A 25,409-nucleotide genomic window follows, 5' to 3' on the forward strand; every position below is an offset into this window, starting at 1 on the left:
CCCGCCTGTTCCTATTCCGTGTGCGTTACCTGCCCTGCCAGTGCAGGTTCCGGCAGGGTGCGCCAGATCAGCCAGGAGACGATCGCAATCGTCCCCAGGCCGGGTATCACCAAGCTCAGCGCGAAAACGGGATCGGATATCAGCGCCGCCACGATGCCGCCTATCAGGCCCGAAGCCATCTGCGCGAACCCTGAAAGGGCGGAAGCCGCGCCGGCCATATGCGGAAATGGCGCGAGCGCCGCTGTCATCATAGCCGGCATGACGTATGCGACGCCGAAGACATATACAGCCACCGGCACCATCACGCGCAAAAAGGTGGGCGGGCCGGAATTGAGAATGAAGCAGAGCATCCCGCTGCCGAGCGCGATGAAGAAAAGCCCAGCCGGGACAAGCCGAAAGGCGCTGAACCGGCGCAGCAGGAATCCCATCGATAACGACCCCAGGAAATAGGTGCCCGACTGCATGATCATGCCAATGCCGAATGCGGCAGGCGACAGCCCGACACGATCCATCAGTATGAATGGCAATAACGTAGCTTGCGTGTACATGGCGCCGATCGCGCCGGCCACAACCATGCTCGATGTGATGAAATAGGGACTCTTCATAAGCGCGCCATAGGAGCGCAGAAGGCTTCCAGGTCTCATTCGCGACAAATCAGGCGTGATTGTCTCGCGCATGAAAAGATGCACGAGCAGAATGACAACGAGGCCCCAGACAAACATGATGACAAAAATGGCATGCCAGCCAGCGAGCTCCATCGTCACGCCGCCAAGGGTTGGCGCGAGCGCCGGACCGGCAGCAAGGATGATGCCCATCAGGTTCATGATCCGTGCGGATTGCTCATGGGTGAACAGGTCGCGTACGAGCGCACGTGAAACAGCCACTCCCACTGCACCGCCGAAGCCTTGCAGAAACCTGGCAATGATCAGGATGTCGACGCTGGGAGCGAGCACGGCAAGGAAGCTTGCCACCGCGTAAATGACCATAAAGGCAAAGGTAACAGGCCTGCGCCCGAGAGCATCGGAGAGCGGGCCGCAAATGAGCTGGGAAAAGGCAAAGCCTGCGAAATAAAGCGAAACGGTAAGCTTTACGGCAGCGTCAGTGGTGCCGAAAGCCTGAACGATCTGCGGCATTGCAGGCGTATAGAGGGCAAGCGAAACCGGACCGATCGCAACCAGCATTGCCCCGATGATGCCGACGCGGCGCGCGCTCATGAGGGGTGCTGCCGCCTGAGCGGTTTTCGCAGAAATATCCATATGCCTGGCTGATCCTATGACGGCCGCTGTAAATCAAGCGCCTTCGGTGAAGTTGGTACGAACCTGTTTAAGCAAGTGGTTGAGCTGTGCCCAATCCTCATCATTCATCCTGCCCCGCGCCCGCAGACGAATATCCTTTGTCACCTGCATGATCGCCTGCACTGCTGCAACTCCCGCGTCCGTCAGCCTAACCAGCTTTGCCCGCCGGTCGGAGGGGTCCGGAACACGACGGATCAATCCGCGCTCCTCGACCCGGTCAAGGTAGGCGCTCAGCGTCATCGCCTCCAAGCCCATACGGTCGGCCAGCACGTTCTGCCGCACTTCGCCGGCCCGTGCAGCATGCAGAAGCGTCCGCGCCTCGCCGGGCGTAACGCCTATGCCTGCACTGACAATGCGCCGGTCGAGATCCGCCTTAATGAGACGGGCAATATCACCAATGAGAAAACCGATCGTGTCAGGATCGAAGGGGGAATTCACAAAACCTCGGAAAAGATAAGTAATACTTACTATCTATCCACCATAGAGGCTAGGTGCTGTCAAGGCACATTTGGGCGCCCATTCCGAAGCTTAGTGACCCGCCGGCGTGCTAACTTTAGGCCCGCTCTGATAACGCTCCCGCCATTCATCATAGGGCATGCCGTAAATGATCTCGCGGGCCGCGTCCTTGGAAAGGGAGAAACCCTCTTGCTCAGCGGCATCAAGATACCAGTTCGCCAGGCAGTTGCGGCAAAAGCCGGCCAAATTCATCAGGTCGATGTTCTGGACGTCGCTACGCTCCCGCAAATGTTCCACGAGCCGCCGGAAGGCCGCAGCTTCCAGATCGCGTTTTCTTTCCTGGGGAATTTCCGCCATGACAACCTCCTCGGTCAGACAGGCCCTGTGCGGGAGCCAAAAAATTTCACCTCATGCATATCGGTACGCTTGTTGATGCCATCAAGGATGGGCGCGAGCCGTTCGGCCCATTCCGCGGCGCCGCTCTCGGCAACGATGAGATCCTGGCGAATCTCGATGAGCGCGTGGGCGAAACCGCTTACGGTGCAGTGGCGGAACATGGTATCGCCGCGCAACGCGCCGTCATAAGGTTCATTGTCGCCGACCACGAGACCAGGCTCGCGCCTCAGTTCCTCAAAAAGAACGCGCGCCACCCGATCGTCCTTGTCCCAAAGAATACCGACATGCCAAGGCCGCTCCCGCCCCTGCATGAAGGGCGTGAATGAGTGAATCGAGATTACAACGGGCGGTGCGCCATGCGCGGCCGCCACCGATGCAATCATTGCGGAGATCGCATCGTGATAAGGCTCGTAAAACTTTTCGAGGCGCTTGCGCCGCTCCGCAGAACTGATGGGATAGTTGCCCGGCACCACCGTTCCGTCATAGAGCTGCCTTATCAGCGTCGGATCATCCGGACCACGGTTAGGGTCTATCAGGAGGCGCGAAAAGCAGGCCATCACGGCGGGCCAGCCGGTGAGTGCGGCGAGTTTTCGGGTGACGGATTCCACGCCGATGTCATAAGCAATATGGCGTTCAAATTCGGCAGGCGGAAGCCCGAGGTCACCATATTCGTCGGGCAAGCGATTGGAGGCATGGTCCGCAAGAAGAACGACACCCGCCGCGCGATCGCCGTCGATAATTTCGAAAGGTTTGAACAATGCAGTGCGAGTCATGACGGACCGGGAACTGGATGGAGGGGCAGATCGTCTTCACATGAACAGCACAGGCATTCAATGGCGTACGGCTACTCTCCGTTGACACGAAGACGCAGTTTGCCGAAAAGAACGGGTCAAATCGATTAATCGCAGGGCATCATTATGCGGCATACCGCTTTCCGAAGCAGCATTGTTGCGTTAGCCGCCGCGGCGGGGCTCTGCCTCCTGGGGAACGCTCCTGCCCTGGCGGATTTCCGCGTCTGCAACGCTACTCAAAACCTTGTGGGCGTAGCACTGGGTTATCGCGCACAAAGCGGATGGATCAGCGAAGGCTGGTGGCACATCGAGGCATCAAGTTGCAAGACGCTGATCGATACTCCGCTGGAATCGCGCTATTATTACCTATACGCGGAGGATGCGACGCGGGGCGGCCGCTGGGAAGGCCCGATCAGGATGTGCGTGGCTGACAACGAGTTCAAGATCGCCGGTGTCAACGACTGCTTCCAGCGTGGCTTTCAGCGGGCCGGCTTCCAGGAATATGACACGGGCGAACAGGAGAACTGGATGGTGCAACTGGTGGACGGCGGCACGGCTGATGGTGCGGTTCAGCCGGTCACCGGGGTTGCTAATCCATGAGGAGAAGCCGCAAGGTCAAGATTTTGGCCACCCTTGGTCCTTCTTCTTTTGAGGAAGGCATGATCGCCAGGCTTTACGATGCGGGAGCCGATGTCTTCCGCATCAACATGAGCCATACCGATCATGCCGGGATGCGCGAGCTCGTTACCCGCATCCGCAATGTGGAGCGTCGCAAGCAGCGTCCCATCGGCATACTGGCCGATTTGCAGGGGCCCAAGCTGCGCGTCGGCACATTCAAGGACAAGGCGGTCTCCTTGCACGTTGGCCAGGAGTTCACGCTGGATGCCGATCCCGCACCGGGTGATGAAACCCGTGTTCACCTGCCACATCCTGAGATATTGGAAGCAGTTAAACCCGGGCATCGTTTACTGATCGATGACGGAAGACTACAGCTCGAAGCGCTGAAGAACGACGGAAGCGCCATCCTTTGCCGCGTCATTGCGGGCAATCAGATATCCGACCGCAAGGGTGTCAGCCTGCCCGACACAGAATTGCCGCTCGGCGCATTGACGGAGAAAGACCGCCGCGATCTTGATGCCGTACTCGCAACCGGCGTGGATTGGATCGCCCTCTCCTTCATCCAGCGCCCCCAGGATCTGGCCGAGGTGCGCAAGGTGGCGCGCGGGCGTGCTTCTCTCATGGCCAAGATTGAAAAGCCCCAGGCAGTGCAACGCCTGGCGGAGATCCTCGAACTGTCCGATGCCCTGATGGTCGCGCGCGGCGATCTTGGCGTTGAGATGCCTCTGGAAGCGGTGCCCGGCATTCAGAAACAGATCACTCGCGCCTGCCGCCGCGCCGGAAAGCCGGTGGTGGTCGCCACGCAGATGCTTGAATCCATGATTTCGGCGCCGGTACCAACGCGGGCGGAGGTTTCCGATGTTGCCGCTGCCGTTTTCGAGGGGGCGGATGCAGTGATGCTTTCCGCCGAATCAGCCGCCGGCCAATATCCCGTCGAAGCGGTGGCCATGATGAACGCCATCGCCACGCAGGTGGAACGCGATCCGACTTACAAAGATATTATCGACGCCCAGCGAACCCCGCCGGAATCAACGGGCGCCGACGCGATTTCGCTTGCGGCGAGACAGATTGCCGAAACGCTGAATCTTTCGGCAATCGTCACCTATACCTCATCAGGAACGACCGGTCTGCGCGCCGCTCGGGAGCGGCCGCACGTGCCTATCGTAACGCTTTCGCCGGTGGTGGAGACCGCGAGGCGGCTAAGTCTAGTATGGGGAACCCATTGCGTCGTCTCCGAAGACGCGACGGATCTTGACGACATGGTTGACCGCGCTTGCCGCATCGCTTTCGAGGAGAAGTTCGCCAAGCCCGGCGACCGCGTGATCATCACGGCCGGCGTGCCTCTCAGGACACCCGGCGCCACCAACCTGCTGCGCATCGCTTATATCGGCTCTGACGGCCTTAGGGGGCTTTAGGTGCAATTCTAAAAACACTAGCTACCGGCTTTCGGACCTGAGTTGCTAGGAGAATGCAAAAACCGCTTCCCAAAATGCCGGATGTGCTCAAACCTAAATTCCAGCAGCCTCCCTGCCGCCACTGCATCAGCTTCCAGTTCCTTCGATCTCCTCCCTCAGGATTTCCAATTCCAGCCACTCTTCTTCCAGACGGGCGTGTTCGTTTCGTTTTTCCTCAAGCTCCGCCGTGATGTGCGAGAAGGCCTCAGGATCGCGCGTATAAAGAGACGGATCGGCCAACCTTTGCTCCAGCCCCGCAATTTCTCCCGCCAGTTCCTCGATCCGGTTCGGAAGGGTCTCAAGCGCGAATTTCTGCTTATAGGAAAGTTTTCTTGAGGACTGGCGTTGCTCGTCGTCCCGCGCGGGCTTCTCGCCAGCCGCCCTGCGCTGCGGCCGAGCTTTTCCCGGCCGCCGAAGCGACTCGCCGCGCCGTTGCGCCATCATATCCGTGTAGCCGCCGGCATATTCCGTCCAGCGGCCGTCTTCCTCGGGGGCGATGATGCTTGTCACCGTCCGATCGAGAAAGTCACGGTCATGGCTGACGAGGATCACAGTTCCCGGAAAGCCCACCACAAGCTCCTGCAGCAGGTCAAGTGTCTCCATATCCAGATCATTGGTGGGTTCATCGAGCACGAGCAAGTTGGCAGGACGAGCCAGAAGCCGGGCAAGGACCAGCCTGGCGCGCTCCCCGCCCGAAAGCTCGCGAACCGGCGTGCGCGCCTGCTCGGGCTTGAAGAGGAAGTCCTTCATATAGGAGACGACATGACGCTCCTGCCCGTTGACGACAAGACTTTCACCACGCCCGTCCGTAAGGAAATGCGCCAGCGTTTCCTCCGGGTCGAGCGCGGAGCGGTTCTGGTCAAGCGTGGCGATTTCAAGATTGACCCCGAGACGCACGGAACCCTTGTCTGGCGGCAAGACTCCAGTCAACATCTTCAGGAGCGTAGTCTTGCCTGCCCCATTGGGTCCTACAAGGCCGACCCGGTCGCCGCGCAGGATCCGTGTGGAAAAATCCTTCACGATGACCCGGTCGCCAAAACGCTTCTCCAGCCCCTTCGCTTCGACCACCAGCCTGCCGGAGAGAGCAGCATCACTTGCCGCCATGGTGGCCACGCCCTCGACGCCGCGATGCTGGCGATGGCGCGCACGCAAGGCCTGCAATTCGGAAAGGCGGCGGACATTGCGTTTTCGTCTTGCTGTCACGCCGTAACGCAGCCAATGTTCCTCGCGCACGATCTTTCGGCCCAGCTTTTCCTGCTCGCGCTCCTCGTCCTCCAGCAGCTTGTCGCGCCAATCTTCAAAATGGGCGAAACCCTTGTCGAGGCGGCGGGTAACGCCGCGATCAAGCCAAACAGTCTCCCGGCTTACGCGCTCCAGGAAACGGCGGTCGTGGGAGATGACGACCAGCGCTGAAGGCGAACGCTGAAGCTCCTCTTCCAGCCACTCGATGGTGGTGAGGTCAAGATGGTTTGTTGGCTCATCGAGGAGCAGGAGGTCGGGCTGCGGAGCGAGCACGCGCGCAAGGGCGGCCCGCCGCGCCTCCCCGCCGGACAACGAGGCCGGCGTCTCTTCACCCGTAAGTCCGAGCTGGTCCAGCACCAATGCAACACGGTTGATGTCGTCGGCGGGACTGAGGCCCGCCTCCACATAGGCGCGCACGGTGGAGAACCCCTGCCAGTCCGGCGCCTGCGGCAGGTAACGTATGGTAGCGCTGGGGCTGCGATAAACTTCCCCGCTCTGCGCCTCCACTAAACCGGTCGCGATCTTCAGCAGGGTCGACTTACCGGAGCCATTGCGGCCCACGAGCGCGATCCTTTCACCCGGCCCCACCATCAGGGATACGCCGTCCAGAAGGGGCGTCCCGCCGAAGGTGAGCCTGATGTCCTCAAGCTTCAAAAGCGGCGGCGCCAACTCAAATCTCCCTTGCTGACAGGAGCTCTGCAAAAAGCATGGCGCGGCCCTGCCCGAGGGTCACGGCCAGCTTGCCCTGTATCTCGTTTGAAATGGTAAGAGAGGAGCCGAAAGGCACCTCCACCGCATCGAGCGGCCACTTCGCACCCTCGACGGTAAGGCTCGACAGGTCGGTGAAGCCAAGAATGCTGAACACCATTCCGTCTTCATAATCGAACACATGGCGCTCTCCCGCCAGCAGCGGCCATCCTTCACGGTCGCCGCTGGACAGCAGCATCGGCACACCCTCTTCCGCATACCGCACGGCCTGTGCGAGGTGCAGATAGGCGTGATCCGGCCGCTCTCCCCCGAAAGCGCCCACAAGCACGAGGGAGGTCGCGCCCATTTCCAGGGCGGCGGCAATAGCCAGCTCGCCGTCCGTCTCGGCCTTGTCGGAAGGATAGACCTCGCGGGGCAGATGCTGAAACGCCTCTACCAGTTCTTCGCCCACAGAGTCGAAATCACCGACCCAAAGTTCCGGCTGGAGGTCGAGGAGCGCGGCATGCTGGATGCCCGAATCAGCCGCCACCACCCGCGTTCCGGCAATTTGCGCCAGCAGGCGGGGCGTGCGGCAAACGTCACCGCCCAGGAGGATGGAAAATCGGCTCATGGGACGGCCATACCATGTTCAAGCAAGAAAACGGAAGCGCGGGCAGAATGGCCGGCGTCAGGCCACATCGAGGACAATCTTGCCGATATGAACGCCTTCCTCCATGCGTTCATGCGCACGCCAAGCCTCACGGAGCGGATAGATCACGTCCATGACAGGGGCGATGCGACGGGCCGCAAGCAGCGGCCAGACATTGGTTTCAAGCTCACCGGCGATCTGTGCCTTGAACTCTACCGAGCGCGGCCGCATGGTCGAGCCGGTATGGGTCAGGCGCTTGACCATCAATCTGGTGAAATCGGTGTTTGCCCTGGCACCGTCGAGAAATGCGATCTGCACGATGCGGCCTTCCACGGCTGCCGCGGCATAGTTGCGCTCGATATAGTCGCCACCGACCATGTCGAGGATAACATCCGCGCCACGCTTTCCAGTCGCCTCCTTCACCGCCTGGACAAAATCCTCCACGCGATAATTGATGGCCCTGAACGCTCCCAGCTTCAAGCAAGCTTCGCATTTCTCGGCAGAACCTGCTGTGGCGATTACCTTCGCTCCGAAAGCGACACCAAGCTGGATCGCGGTCGTCCCGATGCCGGACGAGCCGCCATGAACGAGCAGGGTTTCACCGGCCTTGAGCTGGCCGCGCTGGAAAACATTGTGCCATACGGTGAAGAAGGTTTCGGGCAAGGCCGCCGCTTCCGTCAAAGTGAAGCCATGCGGAATGGGAAGCGCGTTGGTCTCGTGTACCAGACAATATTGAGCATAGCCGCCGCCCGGAGTCAGCGCGGTCACCTGATCGCCAACGCGCCAGCGCTTCACTCCAGGGCCTATGGCTGCCACCTCTCCCGCAGCTTCCAGTCCCGGCAGATCGGAAGCTCCTGGCGGTGGCGGGTAGCTGCCCTGGCGCTGCGCCACATCAGGGCGGTTGACGCCCGCTGCCTTCACCCGGATAAGGATCTCGCCTTCGGAGGGGGTGGGCACCGCTCGCTCCACCGGCTTCAGCACCAGCGGGCCGCCAGACTCGCTTATGGCAACTGCCATCATAGTTTCGGGAAGATCGTTTCTTGCCGCCATATCCCTAACGCCTCCTTGTCCACCGCCAAGACCAGGTACCGCCATGAGAAGAACACATTGCATGGCGACATGCCGCTTATGTAATGTCTTTTTCCAAGTGGCAACGTAATGCGGATGTCGCACGATGGAAGACGATGTTCCGCCAGCCCGGCGGCAATACGAGATCGGTCAGGATATTTCATCTATTTCCGTGGATGAGCTCACATGGACAATCCGGCTGTTGCGAGAGGAAATCTCCCGGCTCGAACAGGAGCTTCAATCCCGGGATTCGACCAAAGCCGCGGCAGAAGCGCTCTTTCGGCGCGGTTGATACACAGCCTTCGGATGATGCCATGCTTGTAATTGGCGGCCGCCTGTCATACGCGCGGTCTTGACAGTCGGCAAAGGCGCATCGTCTTCATGCTCTCATCCTTCGGTTCCATCGTTGCGCTACTTTTCGGCACTGCCTTCCTGCTGGCCGGCTCAGGTCTTTATGGCCTGCTTCTGCCGCTGCGAGGGCAGATCGAAGGTTTTTCCACTACGGCGCTCGGCCTTCTGGGCACCGGATGGGCTGGCGGGTTCATTGCCGGCTGCTACCTGGCCCCGCGGCTGGTGCGCCGAGTAGGCCATGTAAGGGCCTTTGGCGCATTCGCTTCCAGCGGCGCCATCGTGGCGCTCGTTTCAGGCATGTGGATAGACGAGATCGCCTGGATCGTGCTCCGCGCCTTCACAGGCTTCACCATGGCGGGCGCATTCATGGTGATCGAAAGCTGGCTGAACGAGCGCTCCACAAATGAAACTCGGGGCACGGTTTTCGGACTTTACATGATGGTGACGCACGCTTCCATCATGGCCGGACAGATGGCCGTGGTGCTTGGAGACGTCGGGAAGGCGCCCCTTTTCATGATCACCGGAATACTGTTCTGCCTGGCGCTTCTTCCAACGGCCGTCTCCACCGCCGTTACACCGGCGCCGCTGGCCGATGTCTCGCTCGACCTGAAGGGCCTTTACAGGAATTCGCCGATAGCATTCGTCGCGTGCTTCCTGATAGGCACGGCGAATGGCGCTTGGGGAACACTAGGTGCGGTCTACGGTGCCGAGATCGGCATATCCACCTTCGAGATCGCTCTCATGATGAGCATCGCCGTCCTGGCGGGAGCGGCTGGGCAAATGCCGGCGGGCCGGCTGTCCGATCATACCGACCGCCGCTTTGTGCTGGCGGGAGCCGCCATTGGCGCAGCACTCGTTGCGCTCGCGATTTTCGTTATGGCGCCACGATCGGGCGCGCTCATCATCACGATGACTGGGTTCTACGGGCTCTTGGCATATACGCTTTACTCCATCGCCGTGGCACATGCCAACGATCACGCAGATTCGACGGACTTCGTAAAGGTGTCGAGCGGGCTTCTCCTGCTCTATGGCTCGGGCACGATGGCCGGCCCCATCCTTGCGGGTATCGTAATGCAGACGCTTCCTGCCGAAAGCCTGTTCCTGGTCACTGCTTCCGCCCATCTTGGGATTGCAGCCTATGCGGCATTGCGCATAATGCGGCGCGCGCCTGTACCGGCCGATGAGAAGGAGGCGTTCATGACCCTGCCAGCCGAAAGGGCCGTTACGCCTCAGACGGTGATGCTCGACCCTCGTGCCGATACAGACGAAGAACGGTCCGACCCGGCTTGAGAGCCGCCTTGACCGTCTCGGAAATGACATTGCCGACAGCCAGCGGAATTCGCCGCGCTCTGCGAAAACCCTGGGATTTTCGAGAAAGCAGCTGCGAAAAATCGTGGCGTTTTCGTGCGCCCATTCGGGCGCACGGCGCTATTGGATGAAGGAAATGCGCTATGCGGATCAGTGCCGCGTCTGCGACGCTTTCAGTTTTTCCATTTGATCCTTGATCGCCAGCTTACGTCTTTTTAGCTCTGCGATTTCGAGTGCATCTACAGAAGGGTGCGTCATCGCATCGTCTATCTCGCGCTGCAGATCGCCATGCTTGCGCTGCAACTCTGCGAGATGGGATTCAAGCGACATGGTGCTCTCCTTAGCTTCCTCGTCACCGTCAGGAATCCCGCCCGTCCATCTTCCATGACGGCAATTGCAGTGTGCCATTCTCCGCCCCTTTTGTCGAATATTTAAGGCCGGCGAGGCTCGATTGGAGATTGCGCTTCTTTGGCGAGGGCCTCTTTTCAGCGCCCGGCCGCGGCGGTGAAATCCGCAAGCTGCGCCTCGAATGCACGCCTGTATGCGGGCCGCGTTTCGCCACGGACGACGTAGGCACACAGGTTCGGACACTCCTCCAGCAGCGGGGTGCCTTTCAGGCGGAGCAGCACCGATATCATCTGAAGATCGCCGGCGCTGAAATCGCCATCGAGCCAGTCCGCGTCACCAAGGCGACGGGAAAGCTCGCCCAGCCTCTTGCGGATGCGATCCTCAAGGATCGGCAGGCGCTCCGCGTACCAACTCTTGCTGCGCTCGAAATAAATGGCCATTTCGCGCTCTACGATCGGCGGCTCGACCGTGGTGAGCGCTGCGAAGATCCATGCGATCGCCCGCGCCCGCGCATTCATATCGTGAGGCAGCAGGCCAGCATGGCGCTCGGCGATATGAAGCACGATGGCCCCTGACTCAAAAAGGGCGAGATCCCCTTCCTGATAGGTCGGAATCTGCCCGAACGGTTGAAGGGCAAGGTGCTCCGGCTCCTTCATCGCCTTGAACGAAAGGAGGCGCATTGTGTAAGCTTGCCCCACTTCCTCAAGCGCCCAGCGGACGCGCATGTCGCGCGCCAGACCCCTGCCGCCATCGGGCGATCTTTCAAACGCTGTGATGGAAGGAATCATGTCGGCCTCCGATGCTGTCATCTTCAAGACGGCGGGGCGAGGGCAACCCGACACTCCCAGGCCAAAATACCTTCGTGCCGGCCGGATACAGAATTTGTTCCTGCCCATCCTCTGCGTCGTTTCTCCAGGGGCAGCAATATGATATTATTCTCTTGGTGCTTCTATTCGCGACATGTTCGGCACATGAGCACCGTTTGCCCTCGCCGGAGAATATACAGACCGTGGAAATGTCGGAACAGGAACAGGCCGAAATCCGGCTGGAATTTGCCCGTCTGAAACAGGATCATGCTGATTTTGACGCGGCCATCAAGGCGATGACCGCTTCGGGCTGCGATCCGCTCCAAATCCAGCGGATGAAGAAAAAGAAGCTCGCGCTCCGGGATCGGCTTCAAGAACTGGAAGACCGTATAATCCCTGACATCATCGCCTGAGCGGCTTGCGGGGGCCGGTTCTTTTGGCTACAGCGAGGCTCCTGAAAGCGGGCGAAATTTCAATGAACAAGCACCGTACTGATGTCGCCATCATCATGGGTAGCCAGTCGGACTGGGAAACGATGCGCCATGCGGCGCAGACGCTTTCCGAGCTTGAGGTTTCGCACGAAGTGCGCATCGTTTCGGCGCATCGCACGCCTGAAAGGCTCTACCAATTTGCCCGGTCTGCAAAAGCTGATGGTTTCAAGGTCATCATAGCAGGTGCGGGTGGCGCTGCCCACCTGCCGGGCATGACAGCGGCGATGACACCTCTTCCCGTCTTCGGCGTGCCGGTCGAATCGCGCGCGCTTTCCGGCTGGGATTCCCTTTTGTCTATCGTGCAGATGCCTGCCGGAGTGCCAGTCGGCACACTCGCGATCGGTCGCGCAGGCGCCATCAATGCCGCGCTCATGGCAGCAGCGGTGCTCGCGCTTTCCGATGCAGGTCTTGCCGCCAGCCTGGAGGCGTGGCGCGCCGCCCAGTCGGAAAAAGTGTCTGAAACTCCGGTTGCGGATTCATGATAGAACCACTGCCGCCGGGCTCTACAATCGGCATCGTGGGTGGTGGCCAGCTCGGGCGGATGCTTGCCATGGCAGCAGCCCGTCTTGGTTATCGGACTGCCATTCTGGAACCGGATCGCGATTGTCCCGCCGCTCAGGTGGCGAACCTGCACATAGCCGCGGCCTATGACGACGCGCGGGCGCTGGAACGCTTCATACAGGCATGCGACGTAGTTACCTACGAGTTCGAGAATGTCCCCGTAGAGACAGCCAGGACACTGGCGGAGCGGGTCACCGTCCATCCGGCTGTAGAGGCGCTCGAAATGGCGCAGGATCGCCTGTGGGAGAAGATCTTCTTCAACTCGATGGGCATTGAGACCGCTCCTTTCGCCTCGGTCGAGACACTGCAGCAATTGGAGGACGAGCTTCGGCGCTTTGGCGGCAATGGGGTGCTGAAGACGCGCCGCATGGGTTATGACGGCAAGGGACAGTGCTATTTGCGCGAAGCTTCCGACGAAGCTGTCAAGAGGGCGCTGGAATCGTTTGGCGATGCACCTTTGATCCTGGAGGGTTTCATCGCTTACGAGCGGGAGATCTCGGTCATTGCAGCACGCGGCATCGACGGTAGCGTGGCCGCCTACGACATCGTGGAGAACATTCATCACCACGGAATACTCACGCGCTCCGTCATACCGGCATCGGTTGCTTCCTCTACCGCCGAGACGGCCCGCGAGTATGCAACGGAAGTGCTTTCTGCGCTCAACTATGTGGGGGTAATCGGCATCGAGTTCTTCGTCTTGCCGGACGGGCGGCTGCTAGCCAACGAAATGGCGCCCCGCGTCCATAATTCGGGCCATTGGACAGAGGCGGCATGCGCAATATCCCAGTTTGAACAGCATATCCGTGCCATCTCCGGCCTTCCTCTGGGTGACACGGCGCGACATTCTGACTGCATCATGGAAAATCTCCTGGGGGCAGACCAGGAGCGGACGCCGGAACTTCTCAAGCAGCCGGATCTTGTGCTGCATCTTTATGGAAAAGCCAAGGCCCGCGCGGGCCGAAAGGTGGGCCACTTCACCCGGCTCTTTCCACGTGGCGCAAGGAAGGAACAATAGCGGAAAACGCTTATTCCAGGTCCATGGGCACGAGCGCGGCTAACTTCACTCAGTGGCTGGGGGCGCCGGCGTCGCTGGTGTTCAAGCCATGCTCGTCAAGAGGTGGAACAAAGACCGCCGGCCGTATCGGCATCCGGCCCTCCGACTGCCGGCGGAAGCTTGACAGGAACGGTTCTTCTCGTCTATGTGCCGGGCGGATCGCGGCGCCCCGGTGGGGTGCGTCTTTCATTTTCGGGCCAAAGGGTCCATTTCAATTCTGGCCCCAAGGGCCGCGACGGGCAAGACTATGAAGATCAAGAATTCTCTGAAGGCGCTGAAGAGCCGCCACCGCCAGAACCGGATGGTTCGCCGTAAGGGCCGTATCTACATCATCAACAAGACGAATCCTCGCTTTAAGGCACGTCAGGGCTGAATCGGCGCCCGGGCTCGAATTCCTCTTTCGTTCAGCCACGTGGACGGGTAATCTGTCCCCATGCGCCAGAGCATCTACATCGGCGGCTTCCTAGTTGCGCTGCTTGTGTTTCCGGCGGCAGCGCAGGATCGTCATGAGCCGCACCAACCGCTGGCCTCCGAAGCGGAGGCAGCCGGCCCAAACCGTCTGGATGAACTTTTCAACCAGCTAAGGCGGGAAACCAATGAAGTGGCTGCTCGCCGCATCGCTGCGCGCATAAGCGAGGAATGGTTAAAGTCCGGCGGTGCCACGGCAGACTTGCTGATAGATTGGGCACGCAAGGCCGCCCGCGAGGAAAAGTTCCACGTGGCGCTTGACCTGCTCGACCAGGCAACCGTTCTTTACCCGGACTATGTGGAAAGCTGGAACAGCCGGGCCATGGTTCATCTCCTGATGAACGATTACAGCCGGGCCATGTCCGACCTTTCACGCGTGCTCACCATCGAGCCCCGTCATTTCGGAGCGATGGGCCGACTAGCGGCCATTCTGCAGGCTGCAGGAAGAAGCGAAAGGGCAGCAGAAATCTACCGGCGGATGCTGGAGGTCTACCCCATGCAGCGCCGGGCGCAGCAGGCGCTTCTCAACATCATAGACGAGCAGGCTGACGACCGGATCTAGGCTGTGGTGACAGTTTAATCATTTGAGCCAGAGCATGATGCTTGCGAGTTTGAGAAGCCGAGGAAGTTCGCGGCTCTTGTCGTAGCGCGGTGCGGTGCCTTGCTAATGTTTGAGTCTGGCGAAGAAGCTTTCGATGCCCCAGCGGCTTCTTATAAAAGATCCTGTCTTAGTTGTGCTGATACTTGCGATGACAGCGGGGCGGGACGACGCTTTCAGCCCTGATCGAGGGTGCCGTTGTAGAGGTGTGCGGCGTCATTAAGCGGGTCGGCGATCACCTGTTGCATTAATACGGCCCAGATAAGGCCGCAGGTAGGCGCCTTGTCGTTCTGCTGGCCGGGTTGATGGCAAAGGACGGGCATCTGCGGCCGCATGGAGCTTGGCGTCGAAACGCGCTAGCGGCCAAGCGACTGAGCTTGAGCTCCCGTTTTTGAGCCACGTTCCGGCGGCTTGGGCTTGAGCACGGATGACGGTGGCATCGATCATCAACCATTGCAGATCGGGATCACCGGCAATGGCTTAAATAGACGCCGCTTCGGTCCGGCGATAATAGAGTCGCTTCACCGTCTGATAGGGGCTGAACTAACCTTCGGGTAGACTCCAGAACGCCCGAACCCATCCACAACTGCGCATCGAAGAAGCGGCGATGATCGCTGCGCGGCCCGCGCTTGCCCTTCCGCCCGCCGGCACCAAAGCCCCGATCTTTTTCAACTAACCGTCACGCAAACCCTCGCATCCATCGCCAGACTCCAAAGCCAGCTTTGAACCTGCTTTGCTCCCACAGAGAAATCGCCAAGCCTTAAATCGCGACTACGGCCTAGATCAGGGCTGTTACTGGAACCCTCGTAATGATCTAGCCGTACGGAGCCAAATGCCGGAAAGCGGCGATTACCTCCTCATAGACCCGACGCTTGAACGGCACGATCAGTGCGGGAAGGTCTTTCATCGGCTTCCACGACCAGGCATCGAACTCCGGCGTGTCACCGCCCGGAGGCGGATTAATGGCAATTTCGCTATCCTCACCTTCGAACCTGAAAGCGAACCACTTCTGCTTTTGCCCGCGATACCGGCCGTTGAATGCCACTCCTACAAGATGGCTTGGCAGTTCATAGGTAATCCAGCCGGGTGTCTCTGCGAGCAAGGATATGCTCTTGATGCCTGTCTCCTCATAAAGTTCCCGGCGGGCTGCGTGAAGCGGCTCCTCGCTTTCATCAATCCCGCCCTGTGGCATCTGCCAGAGCATCGCGGCACCGTCCATCTCGCTCCCGGGTTCGACGATGCGCCGCCCCACCCAGACCTGACCTCGCCTGTTGAGCACCATGGCCCCAACACAGGGCCGATATGGCAGCTCTTCCGCCTTCACCAATGACCTCATCCTCGCTCTCGTTCAGGGTCTCGCACGACAGCTGAAACGGGCACCAACTCGATGCCCCGGCTTCTTACTTCCTCCGACCAGCCTGCAACCGTTTCCACGGTTACTTCCAATGCAGAGCCGCTGCCAACTGCATAACCCCGTAAGCGTGCAATACGCTCAAGCTCGTTCAGCTTTGCAAGAATAGCGCCTTGCTCTCTCTGGGCATCTATAACGGCATCGCTCGCTGCAAAAGGCACCTTCTTGCTCAGTGCGATCTTTTCAGCCAAGCTGGCGACCGACGTACCATCATCCAGATAGCCAAGGCCCCGCTGAGAAAGTTCGTCCATCAGCAGGCCCAAAGCCGCATCATCGGCGGTGAAACGGCTGCCCATGTAGTTCATGACGCCCGTGTAATTCGTGATACGCGAGAGGATCCATCGCAGATTTTCCAAGTTTCGCGCGGGCTCCGCCTTTGTAAGCAGAGTGCGACGGCCAGGATTCGTTGCCGGGAAGCCGAACGGCTCCATCGGCACCTGCAACATCACCTCATGCCCCTGCCGCCGCGCCGTCTGCATCCATCGGTAGAGGCTGTTGCCTAACGGGGCGAAGGCGAGGGTGATCTCCGGAGGCAGCTTCTCGATGGCTTCCATCGTGCCAGTCTGCGAAATCCCCAGGCCGCCAATGACAATCGCGATTCGCGGACCGCTCGCGCCAGACCAGGCTCTGGAGTAGGCGTCGAACGGCCGCCTTCCGTCGGTCGCGCGCACCGGCAATGGGCCCGATTCGGACTCCTCGATGAGCGCGCGGTCAGGCAAATGGACCACGCGCGGGCTTTGCGACATCGTGGCAGGGTCATGGATGACAATCACGCTCTCTAAGGAAGGCGACGTCTCCGTGCTAGGGGAATCGGACGATGTCGGGGCTCCCAAAGCCTGCGGTGGATGGCTGGCTCCTGGTGCGAGCGTTTCCTCCTGCACAACCTCCGTCGTGGCCTCAGTCGCGGCGGCTGGCGGCTCGTGAAAGGGCCCGTTGCGCAGCGATATTGCTGCCGAGAATGAAAGAACAGCCACTCCGCAAAGCAACAGCAGGACCGTCCGCGCTTTCGGCAACCGGCTTAGCAAACCAGAGACGCCCCCTTGAAGACCAAGCGGCTTATCAAAATCGTTTTGAACTGGCTTCATAAGCCCCGCGCTCACCCCGCGCCCCGCGCGAGCAATGGCGCGTCCCACGCAAGGTAGGACGCGCCGCTTCTGCTACTGGTTCATAACAGCCTTGTTGGGGCTGGGCGGGAAGGCGGGATCCGTCTTCTCGCCGCGAAGCAGATCAAATGCATAGGCGAGCTGCACATCCTCGGCCGGGTCCTGCGGGACATAGGCGATCGAACCGGAACCTTCCTCCGTCTCTTCCTCGCCCCGGATGTGGCCGGGCAGGCTGGACTCGCCGCGCGCCGTTACGTCCGCACCCTGAAGCTCCTCAGGTAACGGCTGCTCTACCATGATGTCCGGCGTTATCCCCTTGCCCTGGATCGATTCTCCGGAAGGTGTGTAGTAAAGCGCAGTCGTCAACCGCAGCGCACCATTCTCGCCAAGCGGAATAATGGTCTGCACTGATCCCTTGCCGAAGGAACGCGTGCCGAGGATCGCGGCACGGCGATGGTCCTGCAACGCGCCCGCGACGATTTCGGAAGCACTTGCCGATCCGCCATTAATGAGCACGATGATCGGTTTGCCGTCGGTAAGGTCCCCCGGCTGCGAGCCATAGCGGGTAATATCCGTAGGCTCCCTACCGCGGGTCGAGACGATTTCGCCACGCTCTAGAAGGCTGTCCGCCACATTCACCGCCTGATCAAGAAGGCCGCCTGGGTTCAGCCGCAGGTCCAGCACATAGCCCTTCAGCTCGTCCTCGGGAATCTGCTGCCGGATATCCTCTATGGCCGCTCTTAGGTCGTCGGTGGTCTTCTCGGTGAAGGACGAGATCCTTAGATAGCCGATATCCTCCTCGACCCTGTGCTTGACTGCCTTTACCTTGATCGTGTCTCGAATGATCGTGAATGTGAGCGGTTCCGTCTGCCCTTCACGCAGAATTGTAAGCTCGATCGGCGTATTGACCAAACCCCTCATCTTGTCGACAGCATCGCTCAGCGTCATGCCGCGCACTTCCTCCCCGTCGATCTTCTGGATCAGATCGCCGGCGAGAATGCCCGCGCGGGCTGCCGGTGTGTCGTCAATGGGCGCCACAACCTTTACGAGTTCGTTCTCCATGGTGACCTCGATGCCGAGGCCACCGAATTCTCCCTTCGTCTGGACACGCATGTCCTTCGCCGCATCGGCGTTGAGATAGGACGAATGAGGATCGAGCGAGGACAGCATTCCGCTGATGGCGCTCTCCACAAGCTGCTTCTCGTCTGGGGGGGTGACATATTGGGCGCGCACGCGCTCGAAAATGTCTCCAAAAATGGCAAGCTGGCGATAAGTATCGCTGCTTGCCGCGATGGCCGCGGTCCCGTTGGTACCGTAGACAACGCTCACAGCCGAAGCACCCATCAACGCACCGGCAAAAATGAGCGACAATTTACGTATCATTTCCCGTCCTTCCAGCTAATTCCCGTACCCACCAGTGCTTCGGGTCAATCGGTTTTCCGTCTTTCCTGAATTCCACATATAGTTCAGGAACGCTACCTAAAGTAGAGGCGATGCTCGCCAGACGCGCCTCTCCCATCATTCCGACCGGTTCCCCTGACAGCACCTTCTGCCCGAGCGAGACGTTGAGCCGATCCATTCCTGCCAGAACAATATGATAACCATCACCCGGGCTTAGTATCAATAGCTGGCCATAGGACCGGAAAGGCCCTGCATAAAGGACCGTGGCATCCGCCGGTGCGGTGACGATCGCGCCGGATTGTGTCGTTAGAATGTCACCCTTCAATGTATGGCCCGTTCCATCGTCATCCCCAAAGCGCGGGCCGAACGAACCGGCAACGGGAAGGGGAACGAGGCCAGCGCGCCGCGCGAAAGGTAGCGCATCGTCCAGCAGATCCTCTTCGTTTCCGCCCTTGCGCCGTGCTTCCATAATCTTGCGCAACGTTTCTATCTCGCCCTCCAGCGATGCTATCAGTTCCTGCAGGCTGCTGGCCCGTTCTGCAAGGGCCGTGGCCTGCCTGCGCTCCTCCTCCATACGCTCCTCGGCCAGCGTCTGAACTTTCCTCTTTTCCTCAAGCAAGCGTGTAAGGCGTTCCTTCTCTTCCGCCTGCTCAGTCATCTTGGCCTGGAGACGCTCCTGCTCGGTCGCAATGGAGGTAGCCACCCGGGTGAGGGCGTTCAGGTCGGCTAGCAGAAGCTCTGTCTCGGACCGCATTTCGGGGACCACCGCCCCTAACAGGATCGCGCTACGCACCGATGCGAGCGCATCCTCCGGCCGTACCAGGATGGCAGGCGGCGGATTAAGTCCCATGCGTTGAAGAGCCCCGAGTACTTCGGCCAGCGTTCCTCGGCGTTCGTGCAGCGACTCCTTGAGTGCCCGCTCGCGGGCATCGAGTATTTCAAGACGAGCACGGATGTCCGTGATATCTTCGCCCAGCTTGCGCTCGGTCTTGACAGCCTGGATGAGGGCGGCCGTAAGAGCCGCGCTGTCATCCTTCAGCACAGCGATCTCTGCCTCGATCTCAGCCAGCCTCTGCTCTGATAGAGCGATCTCATGTGAGACCTTCTTGTATTCCTCTACGCTTCTGGCCTGCCGCAACTCGAGGCTGTCTACTGCCTGTGCGCCGGCGGGAAGGATGCCCACCAGCGACACGCCCAACAGAAGCGCCCCTTCCACAAAGCCGACCGGTCGCACTGTCACCTCGCTGCAGGTTCCTGGATCGCCTTGCGCCAAGCTAGGAACAGAACCTTAAGGAACCATCAACCATGATGTTCCGAAACGTCTTGCGCCTTGAGCGTACAAGCCGCTCAATCGCGGTGATAGGGGTGACCGGAAAGAATCGTCACTGCGCGATAAAGCTGCTCGGCCAGCATGACACGTACAAGTTGATGGGGCCAGGTCTGCGCGCCGAAAGACACGCAAAGATCTGCCCTTTTCCGCACATTTGCGTCATGCCCGTCCGGACCTCCGATTGCAATTACGACCTGCCGGGCGCCCGTATCGCGCAAAGCCGAAAGGTGCCGCGCAAGTTCCATTGAGGTGAGGTTTTTTCCCCGCTCATCGAGCAGGACGAGGGAGCTGCTTCCCACCGTTTCGGAAAGCTTGCGCGCTTCTTCGCGTTTCCGTCCCTCCGACGTGCGAGCGCGGCTTTCGGCAATTTCGACAACACCGCCCGCTTCCAGCCCAACGAACTGACCGCTTTTGCCAAACCGGTCAAGATACCGCGCGGCAAGCTCCCTTTCGGGGCCAGCCTTCATCCGTCCGACAGCGTGAATGATGATGCGGATAAGCGCCTCCAGCGTTCCCGTGCACGGCTGAGGGGCAATACCGAGGCACCTTATTCCGTCGGGAATAGCGAAAAAGAACTTAGATCATTTCACCGTTCCTGGTTGAAGTAAGCGGGCCCGATAACGGCCGGCTTTCTGTCGAACCAGCGCAAAAAAACCAGCCGCCGACGGGGGCGCGCTTCGCCATTCCCGCAGGACCTTCGAACTCACTCGGGCCGGAGAACGTCTGTTTTCCGGCTCCCTACACATGTCGCCCGGACAGCGTTAGTGCAACGTTTCCTCTTCCAGGTCAGGCGCCTGCCACATCTTCTCGATGTTGTAGAACTCCCTGACCTCCGGGCGAAACACATGAATGATGATGTCGCCCGCGTCGATCAACACCCAGTCGGCGCCTGCGAGCCCTTCGACCCGCGAATTGCCCAGACCCGCCTCCTTGAGGGCGCGGATCAAGTGATCTGCCACGGCAGCCACATGACGGTGCGACCTCCCAGAAGCCACGATCATGTGATCGGCCAGCGGAGATTTGCCCTGGATGTCGATGGAAACGATATTTTCCGCCTTCGAGTCTTCCAGACTCTCAAGCGCTGTCCTAATCGCGCGGGACAGGCTGGTTTCACTTGCCCCGGCTTGTGAAGGCGAGATGCTTGCCTTCTTCTGGAGTGCTGTTCCCAGTGTATTTCCTTTCCAACAAGAACAACCGATCGACAGGCACATGCCATGCGATACCGCAATAGATAGGCAGAGTAGCTTATTATTTTCAAGACAACAGATGTGACCTTTGCTTGCAAATCGGGGATGAAGTGCGCGTCGACCCTGACGGACGAGCCGACACGTCTAACTATCGTCACGTTTGACGGCATCCGGTAGCGGCCCCGAGGAGGCGCCGGCCTTGCGCAGCGCTGTCGAGGATAGTGGGGAGCGCGGGCCGTGGATGAAGGTCCACACGGGGGGCTTCATGCGCGCCAATCGCGCAGCCTGCATCTCGTCGACCCGAGCATGATTGAACGTTCTTGCCATGGTTGACGAAAGTAAGGAGAGCGTGGAGCCCGGCCTGTCGAAGACGGCAATCGGCACGCTATGGGCCATGTCGCGCCAACGTTCCCAGCGGTGGAAGTCGCGCAGGCTGTCCGCACCCATGATCCAGACAAAATGTACGTCCGGATTCCGGCTCCTTACCAGATCAATCGTGTCTGCCGTGTAACGGATGCGATGGCTGGCCTCGAACGCGGTCACGCGGATCCGCTGATCCTTGACCAGGGCCTCTGACAGCTTGATGCGCTCATCAAGAGGCGCAAGGCCGGCATGGTCCTTGAGCGGATTGCCGGGTGTGACGATCCACCATAGCTGATCGAGCCGTAGCCGGCGCAACGCCGCTTCTGCCACGAGGAGGTGACCTTCGTGCGGCGGGTTGAACGAGCCGCCAAAAAGGCCGACGGCCATACCTCGTTCCACGTGAGGCATGCGCAAATATTGTGCCGGTATCTCCCCACCCGCCGATTGGACCATTCGTCAGGGCCGGGTCTGGCCGGTGCCGCGCACGCGGTATTTGAAGGAGGTCAGTTGCTCGACACCTACTGGCCCGCGCGCATGCATCTTGCCGGTGGCGATTCCAATCTCTGCGCCCATTCCGAACTCACCGCCATCGGCGAATTGCGTAGATGCGTTGTGAAGAAGGATCGCCGAATCGATTTCGTTGAAAAAGCGGTCAACTGCCGCTTCATCTTCCGCCACAATGGCTTCGGTATGGTGCGAGGAATAGGTCTCGATATGCTCGATTGCTTCCTCGACGCCGTCTACCAGTTTCGCGGAAATGATGGCATCGAGATATTCAGTGCGCCAATCCTCCTCGCTTGTGAGCTTTGCAGCCGCAAATCGGGCGCATACCTCCTCGCTGCCGCGGATTTCGCAACCGGCCTCCTTGAGAGCGTCAAGTACGGGAATGAGAAGCGTATCGGCGGCAGCGCGGTCGATGAGCAGCGTCTCCATCGCGCCGCAAATTCCTGTGCGCCGCATCTTGGCATTGAGGGCAACCGAAACCGCCATGTCAGGGTTCGCAGACTTGTCGATATAAAGATGGCAAAGGCCTTCCAGATGCGCAAACACCGGGACGCGTGCCTCGGTCTGGACGCGTTCGACAAGGCTGCGCCCGCCGCGTGGGACGATGACATCGAGATTGCCGCCCAGCCCCTTCAGCATTTCGCCCACAGCGGCCCGGTCAGTTACCGGAACGCGCTGGATCGCATTCTCTGGCAGTCCTGCCGAGCGCAACCCCTCGACCAGGCAGGAATGGATCGCAGAGGAAGATCTTGCGGAATCGGAACCGCCGCGCAGGATCACCGCATTGCCCGCCTTGAGGCAAAGCGCGCCGGCATCGGCCGTGACATTCGGTCTGCTCTCATATATCACGCCGATGACGCCGAGGGGCGTGCGCACACGCTCGATATGCAGCCCATTTGGCCGATCCCATTCTGCAATGACCTTGCCTACGGGATCTTTAAGCGCGGCAATGTCGCGAATACCGGCGGCCATGGATGCTATTCGCGCCTCATCCAACTTCAGGCGGTCAAGAAGTGCGCTGGAAAGACCCGCTTTCCTACCCTCCTCCATGTCCTGCTCATTGGCCTTAAGGATGTCGCCACGGTTCCTTTCCAGCGCCTCCGCCATGGCAAGAAGAGCCGCGTTCTTCTTTTCCGTTGAAGCCGTTGCGAGCGGCCTGGCAGCGGCACGCGCCCGTGCGCCAAGTTCGGCCATCAGGGTGAAAATATCTGCTTCTACCGTGTTATGCCTATGCAACATCGGTTCCCTCCACGTTGCGCTCGTGAGCTGGAGTGCGCGAAAGCACAAGATCGTCGCGATGAACCATCGCGGCACGAGCCTCATATCCCAGCACGGCCGCTATCTCCGCAGTTTTCAGTCCTGCAATCCTTACGGCATCGGCTGCGTCATAGGCAACCAGCCCACGCCCTGCCTCGCGCCCGTCGGGCCCGATGATCGCGACCGTGTCGCCACGCCCGAACGACCCCGAAACCGAGCGGACCCCGGCGGGGAGCAAGCTTTTTCCGGAAAGCAGGGCCTTGTGCGCGCCTTCGTCAATGACGATCCGTCCCGCCGGTTCAAGCTGGCCGGCGATCCACGTCTTGTACGCGCGTACCGGAGAAGGGCTTGGCTTGAAGAGCGTAAACCGCGCGCCCTGCTCGATTGCCACAAGCGGGTTCAGTACCTTGCCCGAGGCGATAACCATTGCGGCACCTGCTGCGGTGGCGATGCGAGCCGCATCGAGTTTGGTTCGCATGCCTCCGCGGGACAGTTCGGAAGCGGCCTCGCCGCCTAGCGCCATGATTTCGGGCGTGAGCGCCTCGACTGTCGGGATGAAGCGAGCGGAAGGATCCTGCTCCGGCGCCGCAGTGTAAAGTCCATCCACATCGGACAAGAGGATCAGCAGATCGCCACCCATCATGGTGGCCACGCGTGCCGCTAACCGGTCATTGTCACCATACCGGATCTCGCTCGTGGCGACCGTGTCATTCTCATTGATGACAGGGATGGCCTTCATCTTGAGCAGTGTCGAGATCGTGGCGCGAGCGTTGAGATAACGGCGCCGTTCCTCCGTATCTCCCAGTGTGACGAGTACCTGCCCGGAGATGAGCCCATGACGGTCAAATTCCGCAGCCCAAGCACTGGCAAGCGCGATCTGGCCCGCGGCAGCCGCCGCTTGGCTTTCCTCCAGCCGAAGTCTGCGCCTGCCCAGCCCCAGGACAGTGCGGCCGAGGGCAATAGCTCCTGAGGAGACCACCAGAACCTCGGTGCCGTCCACGACAAGCCGGGCCAGATCATCCACCAGAGCCGCCAGCCAGTCGCGTTTCAGGCCAGTGGCACGGTCCACGAGAAGGGCTGAACCGATCTTCACAGTCACCCGGCGATAGGAGGAAAGGGAAATGCCTGACATGAGCTAAAACTGCCAATGCTCGTCTACGGTCTCATCAGCTTTCCCGTCCTCGCGCTCTTCCTCGATTATCCTGCCCAGGGCGCGAAGGACCACTTCAGTGCCCTCACCGATTGCCGCAGAAAGAAGCACGGGAGCTTTTCCCGAAGCCTCCTTCAGCGCAGCAAGTTTTTCCACCCGCGCCTGTTCATCCAGCAGGTCGGCCTGCGAAAGCGCGACCACCTCGGGCTTTTCCGCAAGCCCATGGCCGTAAGCTTCAAGTTCGCGTCGCACCGCCCGGTATGAAGTCGCCACATCCTCCTCCCGAGCGGAGACGAGATGAAGTAGGACGCGGGTACGCTCCACATGGCCAAGAAACCGGTCACCTATGCCAACCCCCTGATGCGCACCTTCGATGAGACCCGGAATATCAGCCAGAACGAATTCCCGCGCATCGATCCGCACCACGCCCAGATTTGGGTGCAACGTGGTGAACGGATAGTCGGCAATCTTCGGTTTTGCCGCGGTTACGGCCGCAAGGAATGTGGATTTGCCCGCATTGGGAAGGCCGACAAGGCCGGCATCCGCGATCAGCTTCAGCCGGAGCCAGATCCACCGTTCCTCTCCCGGCAGGCCGGGGTTGGCCCGGCGCGGGGCCTGGTTCGTCGAGGACTTAAAATGCTGGTTTCCGAAGCCACCGTTGCCGCCCTCGGCAAGCCGGAAACGTTGGCCAACCTCGATAAGGTCACAGATCAGCGTTTCATTGTCTTCCTCATAGACCTGGGTACCTACGGGCACTTTCAACACCACGTCAGCACCCTTCGCGCCCGTCCGGTTGCGCCCCATGCCGTGCATGCCGGGCCTGGCCTTGAAATGCTGCTGGTAGCGATAGTCGATCAAGGTGTTGAGACCGTCCACCGCCTCGACCCAAACATCGCCGCCACGCCCGCCATTACCGCCATCCGGCCCGCCGAACTCGATATATTTCTCGCGACGGAACGAAACAGCACCAGCGCCGCCGTCGCCTGAACGAATATAAACTTTTGCCTGATCGAGAAACTTCATCGCGTCGGCTTTCCTTGCCGGAACTTTCCTAAAAGGAGC

28 protein-coding genes and 1 pseudogene are annotated in these 25,409 nt (G+C 60.1%); 9 read left to right on the top strand and 20 right to left on the bottom strand.

Annotated features, from left to right (window positions below; translation table 11 throughout):
• Nucleotides 1-11: 11 nt before the first annotated feature.
• The 4 genes from HUS57_RS12485 to HUS57_RS12500 form a co-directional block, all read right to left on the bottom strand.
• Complete coding sequence (locus tag HUS57_RS12485; protein WP_173934237.1) at nt 12-1,256, bottom strand: multidrug effflux MFS transporter; 1,245 nt, start codon at nt 1,254-1,256, stop codon at nt 12-14.
• 33 nt (nt 1,257-1,289) lie between these two features.
• Nucleotides 1,290-1,733, bottom strand: a complete 444-nt coding sequence (locus tag HUS57_RS12490) for a MarR family winged helix-turn-helix transcriptional regulator (protein ID WP_173934238.1) — start codon at nt 1,731-1,733, stop codon at nt 1,290-1,292.
• 90 nt (nt 1,734-1,823) lie between these two features.
• Nucleotides 1,824-2,108 carry a DUF1244 domain-containing protein gene (locus HUS57_RS12495; protein WP_173934240.1) on the bottom strand — a complete coding sequence of 95 codons (285 nt, stop codon included), beginning with the start codon at nt 2,106-2,108 and terminating at the stop codon, nt 1,824-1,826.
• Between the two features lie 14 nt (nt 2,109-2,122).
• A complete protein-coding gene (locus tag HUS57_RS12500; RefSeq protein WP_173934242.1) occupies nt 2,123-2,920 on the bottom strand; it encodes an N-formylglutamate amidohydrolase in 798 nt (265 codons plus the stop codon).
• Nucleotides 2,921-3,064: 144 nt separating this feature from the next.
• Between HUS57_RS12500 and HUS57_RS12505 the strand changes: the two genes are divergently transcribed.
• Together HUS57_RS12505 and pyk are read left to right on the top strand one after the other, a co-directional pair.
• Complete coding sequence (locus HUS57_RS12505) at nt 3,065-3,538, top strand: DUF1036 domain-containing protein (RefSeq protein WP_173934244.1); 474 nt, start codon at nt 3,065-3,067, stop codon at nt 3,536-3,538.
• Nucleotides 3,535-4,971, top strand: coding sequence for a pyruvate kinase (gene pyk, locus HUS57_RS12510; protein ID WP_173934246.1), 1,437 nt, complete (start codon nt 3,535-3,537; stop codon nt 4,969-4,971). The genes HUS57_RS12505 and pyk overlap by 4 nt, the downstream gene beginning before the upstream one ends.
• Before the next feature lie 126 nt (nt 4,972-5,097).
• Here the strand turns inward: pyk and HUS57_RS12515 are convergent, their stop codons facing one another.
• Genes HUS57_RS12515 through HUS57_RS12525 form a run of 3 tightly spaced genes read right to left on the bottom strand, consistent with a single transcriptional unit; the run spans nt 5,098 to nt 8,638 of the window.
• Nucleotides 5,098-6,921, bottom strand: coding sequence for an ABC-F family ATP-binding cassette domain-containing protein (locus HUS57_RS12515; RefSeq protein ID WP_173934248.1), 1,824 nt, complete (start codon nt 6,919-6,921; stop codon nt 5,098-5,100).
• Nucleotide 6,922: 1 nt separating this feature from the next.
• The gene (locus HUS57_RS12520; RefSeq protein WP_173934250.1) at nt 6,923-7,570 is read right to left on the bottom strand and encodes a thiamine diphosphokinase; all 648 of its coding nucleotides are present in this window, start codon (nt 7,568-7,570) and stop codon (nt 6,923-6,925) included.
• 57 nt (nt 7,571-7,627) lie between these two features.
• Entirely contained in the window at nt 7,628-8,638 is a 1,011-nt protein-coding gene (locus tag HUS57_RS12525) for an NAD(P)H-quinone oxidoreductase (protein WP_173934252.1), read from the bottom strand.
• 124 nt (nt 8,639-8,762) lie between these two features.
• Between HUS57_RS12525 and HUS57_RS12530 the strand changes: the two genes are divergently transcribed.
• Both HUS57_RS12530 and HUS57_RS12535 read left to right on the top strand, forming a co-directional pair.
• On the top strand, nt 8,763-8,948 hold the full coding sequence (locus HUS57_RS12530; protein ID WP_173934254.1) for a DUF1192 domain-containing protein: 186 nt from the start codon (nt 8,763-8,765) through the stop codon (nt 8,946-8,948).
• An 89-nt stretch (nt 8,949-9,037) separates the two neighbouring features.
• Nucleotides 9,038-10,297 (top strand): MFS transporter, encoded by a 1,260-nt coding sequence (locus HUS57_RS12535; protein ID WP_173934256.1) that lies wholly within the window; start codon nt 9,038-9,040, stop codon nt 10,295-10,297.
• A 168-nt stretch (nt 10,298-10,465) separates the two neighbouring features.
• On the opposite strand, the gene HUS57_RS12540 is transcribed toward HUS57_RS12535, so the two are convergent.
• Together HUS57_RS12540 and HUS57_RS12545 are read right to left on the bottom strand one after the other, a co-directional pair.
• A complete protein-coding gene (locus HUS57_RS12540) occupies nt 10,466-10,645 on the bottom strand; it encodes a DUF465 domain-containing protein (protein WP_173934258.1) in 180 nt (59 codons plus the stop codon).
• Between the two features lie 155 nt (nt 10,646-10,800).
• The gene (locus HUS57_RS12545; protein WP_173934260.1) at nt 10,801-11,451 is read right to left on the bottom strand and encodes a glutathione S-transferase family protein; all 651 of its coding nucleotides are present in this window, start codon (nt 11,449-11,451) and stop codon (nt 10,801-10,803) included.
• 227 nt (nt 11,452-11,678) lie between these two features.
• Between HUS57_RS12545 and HUS57_RS12550 the strand changes: the two genes are divergently transcribed.
• The 5 genes from HUS57_RS12550 (at nt 11,679) to HUS57_RS12570 (ending at nt 14,605) form a co-directional block, all read left to right on the top strand.
• Nucleotides 11,679-11,882, top strand: a complete 204-nt coding sequence (locus tag HUS57_RS12550) for a YdcH family protein (protein WP_173935182.1) — start codon at nt 11,679-11,681, stop codon at nt 11,880-11,882.
• 62 nt (nt 11,883-11,944) lie between these two features.
• Nucleotides 11,945-12,442, top strand: a complete 498-nt coding sequence (gene purE, locus HUS57_RS12555) for a 5-(carboxyamino)imidazole ribonucleotide mutase (RefSeq protein WP_173934261.1) — start codon at nt 11,945-11,947, stop codon at nt 12,440-12,442.
• Entirely contained in the window at nt 12,439-13,536 is a 1,098-nt protein-coding gene (locus HUS57_RS12560; protein ID WP_173934262.1) for a 5-(carboxyamino)imidazole ribonucleotide synthase, read from the top strand. Before purE ends, HUS57_RS12560 begins: the two co-directional genes overlap by 4 nt.
• Nucleotides 13,537-13,822: 286 nt before the next feature.
• On the top strand, nt 13,823-13,948 hold the full coding sequence (gene ykgO, locus HUS57_RS12565; protein ID WP_173934263.1) for a type B 50S ribosomal protein L36: 126 nt from the start codon (nt 13,823-13,825) through the stop codon (nt 13,946-13,948).
• Nucleotides 13,949-14,008: 60 nt separating this feature from the next.
• Entirely contained in the window at nt 14,009-14,605 is a 597-nt protein-coding gene (locus tag HUS57_RS12570) for a tetratricopeptide repeat protein (RefSeq protein ID WP_173934264.1), read from the top strand.
• A gap of 18 nt (nt 14,606-14,623) precedes the next feature.
• Here HUS57_RS12570 and HUS57_RS12575 read toward each other — a convergent pair.
• From HUS57_RS12575 to obgE, 11 genes and pseudogenes are all read right to left on the bottom strand, one after another.
• Nucleotides 14,624-15,313 (bottom strand): annotated as a pseudogene (locus HUS57_RS12575) (IS5/IS1182 family transposase).
• 142 nt (nt 15,314-15,455) lie between these two features.
• Nucleotides 15,456-15,977, bottom strand: coding sequence for an RNA pyrophosphohydrolase (locus HUS57_RS12580; protein WP_173934265.1), 522 nt, complete (start codon nt 15,975-15,977; stop codon nt 15,456-15,458).
• Nucleotides 15,974-17,137, bottom strand: a complete 1,164-nt coding sequence (locus HUS57_RS12585) for a divergent polysaccharide deacetylase family protein (RefSeq protein ID WP_173934266.1) — start codon at nt 17,135-17,137, stop codon at nt 15,974-15,976. The genes HUS57_RS12580 and HUS57_RS12585 overlap by 4 nt, the downstream gene beginning before the upstream one ends.
• Nucleotides 17,138-17,209: 72 nt before the next feature.
• Nucleotides 17,210-18,538 (bottom strand): S41 family peptidase, encoded by a 1,329-nt coding sequence (locus HUS57_RS12590; protein ID WP_173934267.1) that lies wholly within the window; start codon nt 18,536-18,538, stop codon nt 17,210-17,212.
• Complete coding sequence (locus HUS57_RS12595; protein WP_173934268.1) at nt 18,528-19,796, bottom strand: murein hydrolase activator EnvC; 1,269 nt, start codon at nt 19,794-19,796, stop codon at nt 18,528-18,530. The genes HUS57_RS12590 and HUS57_RS12595 overlap by 11 nt, the downstream gene beginning before the upstream one ends.
• 107 nt (nt 19,797-19,903) lie before the next feature.
• Nucleotides 19,904-20,383 (bottom strand): 23S rRNA (pseudouridine(1915)-N(3))-methyltransferase RlmH, encoded by a 480-nt coding sequence (rlmH, locus tag HUS57_RS12600; RefSeq protein ID WP_173935183.1) that lies wholly within the window; start codon nt 20,381-20,383, stop codon nt 19,904-19,906.
• Nucleotides 20,384-20,647: 264 nt separating this feature from the next.
• Nucleotides 20,648-21,097, bottom strand: coding sequence for a ribosome silencing factor (rsfS, locus tag HUS57_RS12605; protein WP_173934269.1), 450 nt, complete (start codon nt 21,095-21,097; stop codon nt 20,648-20,650).
• Nucleotides 21,098-21,217: 120 nt separating this feature from the next.
• Nucleotides 21,218-21,823: a nicotinate-nucleotide adenylyltransferase gene (locus HUS57_RS12610; RefSeq protein WP_246727861.1), complete on the bottom strand. Its 606-nt coding sequence runs from the start codon at nt 21,821-21,823 to the stop codon at nt 21,218-21,220.
• Nucleotides 21,824-21,892: 69 nt separating this feature from the next.
• A complete protein-coding gene (locus HUS57_RS12615) occupies nt 21,893-23,179 on the bottom strand; it encodes a glutamate-5-semialdehyde dehydrogenase (protein ID WP_246727862.1) in 1,287 nt (428 codons plus the stop codon).
• Nucleotides 23,169-24,329, bottom strand: a complete 1,161-nt coding sequence (gene proB / locus HUS57_RS12620) for a glutamate 5-kinase (protein WP_173934270.1) — start codon at nt 24,327-24,329, stop codon at nt 23,169-23,171. Before proB ends, HUS57_RS12615 begins: the two co-directional genes overlap by 11 nt.
• Nucleotides 24,330-24,332: 3 nt before the next feature.
• A complete protein-coding gene (gene obgE, locus HUS57_RS12625; protein ID WP_173934271.1) occupies nt 24,333-25,370 on the bottom strand; it encodes a GTPase ObgE in 1,038 nt (345 codons plus the stop codon).
• Between the last annotated feature and the right edge of the window lie 39 nt (nt 25,371-25,409).

This window comes from Chelativorans sp. Marseille-P2723 (assembly GCF_902809845.1).
In the GTDB taxonomy this organism is placed as follows: domain Bacteria; phylum Pseudomonadota; class Alphaproteobacteria; order Rhizobiales; family Rhizobiaceae; genus Chelativorans.

What these genes read in the sequence shown, in the direction of transcription:
- HUS57_RS12485 (WP_173934237.1), bottom strand. Translation starts at nt 1,256, where the DNA reads ATGGATATTTCTGCGAAAACCGCTCAGGCGGCAGCACCCCTCATGAGC.
- HUS57_RS12495 (WP_173934240.1), bottom strand. Translation starts at nt 2,108, where the DNA reads ATGGCGGAAATTCCCCAGGAAAGAAAACGCGATCTGGAAGCTGCGGCC.
- HUS57_RS12500 (WP_173934242.1), bottom strand. Translation starts at nt 2,920, where the DNA reads ATGACTCGCACTGCATTGTTCAAACCTTTCGAAATTATCGACGGCGAT.
- HUS57_RS12505 (WP_173934244.1), top strand. Translation starts at nt 3,065, where the DNA reads ATGCGGCATACCGCTTTCCGAAGCAGCATTGTTGCGTTAGCCGCCGCG.
- pyk (WP_173934246.1), top strand. Translation starts at nt 3,535, where the DNA reads ATGAGGAGAAGCCGCAAGGTCAAGATTTTGGCCACCCTTGGTCCTTCT.
- HUS57_RS12520 (WP_173934250.1), bottom strand. Translation starts at nt 7,570, where the DNA reads ATGAGCCGATTTTCCATCCTCCTGGGCGGTGACGTTTGCCGCACGCCC.
- HUS57_RS12525 (WP_173934252.1), bottom strand. Translation starts at nt 8,638, where the DNA reads ATGGCGGCAAGAAACGATCTTCCCGAAACTATGATGGCAGTTGCCATA.
- HUS57_RS12530 (WP_173934254.1), top strand. Translation starts at nt 8,763, where the DNA reads ATGGAAGACGATGTTCCGCCAGCCCGGCGGCAATACGAGATCGGTCAG.
- HUS57_RS12535 (WP_173934256.1), top strand. Translation starts at nt 9,038, where the DNA reads ATGCTCTCATCCTTCGGTTCCATCGTTGCGCTACTTTTCGGCACTGCC.
- HUS57_RS12540 (WP_173934258.1), bottom strand. Translation starts at nt 10,645, where the DNA reads ATGTCGCTTGAATCCCATCTCGCAGAGTTGCAGCGCAAGCATGGCGAT.
- HUS57_RS12545 (WP_173934260.1), bottom strand. Translation starts at nt 11,451, where the DNA reads ATGATTCCTTCCATCACAGCGTTTGAAAGATCGCCCGATGGCGGCAGG.
- HUS57_RS12550 (WP_173935182.1), top strand. Translation starts at nt 11,679, where the DNA reads ATGTCGGAACAGGAACAGGCCGAAATCCGGCTGGAATTTGCCCGTCTG.
- purE (WP_173934261.1), top strand. Translation starts at nt 11,945, where the DNA reads ATGAACAAGCACCGTACTGATGTCGCCATCATCATGGGTAGCCAGTCG.
- HUS57_RS12560 (WP_173934262.1), top strand. Translation starts at nt 12,439, where the DNA reads ATGATAGAACCACTGCCGCCGGGCTCTACAATCGGCATCGTGGGTGGT.
- ykgO (WP_173934263.1), top strand. Translation starts at nt 13,823, where the DNA reads ATGAAGATCAAGAATTCTCTGAAGGCGCTGAAGAGCCGCCACCGCCAG.
- HUS57_RS12570 (WP_173934264.1), top strand. Translation starts at nt 14,009, where the DNA reads ATGCGCCAGAGCATCTACATCGGCGGCTTCCTAGTTGCGCTGCTTGTG.
- HUS57_RS12580 (WP_173934265.1), bottom strand. Translation starts at nt 15,977, where the DNA reads ATGAGGTCATTGGTGAAGGCGGAAGAGCTGCCATATCGGCCCTGTGTT.
- HUS57_RS12585 (WP_173934266.1), bottom strand. Translation starts at nt 17,137, where the DNA reads ATGAAGCCAGTTCAAAACGATTTTGATAAGCCGCTTGGTCTTCAAGGG.
- HUS57_RS12590 (WP_173934267.1), bottom strand. Translation starts at nt 18,538, where the DNA reads ATGATACGTAAATTGTCGCTCATTTTTGCCGGTGCGTTGATGGGTGCT.
- rsfS (WP_173934269.1), bottom strand. Translation starts at nt 21,097, where the DNA reads ATGTGCCTGTCGATCGGTTGTTCTTGTTGGAAAGGAAATACACTGGGA.
- HUS57_RS12610 (WP_246727861.1), bottom strand. Translation starts at nt 21,823, where the DNA reads ATGGCCGTCGGCCTTTTTGGCGGCTCGTTCAACCCGCCGCACGAAGGT.
- HUS57_RS12615 (WP_246727862.1), bottom strand. Translation starts at nt 23,179, where the DNA reads ATGTTGCATAGGCATAACACGGTAGAAGCAGATATTTTCACCCTGATG.
- proB (WP_173934270.1), bottom strand. Translation starts at nt 24,329, where the DNA reads ATGTCAGGCATTTCCCTTTCCTCCTATCGCCGGGTGACTGTGAAGATC.
- obgE (WP_173934271.1), bottom strand. Translation starts at nt 25,370, where the DNA reads ATGAAGTTTCTCGATCAGGCAAAAGTTTATATTCGTTCAGGCGACGGC.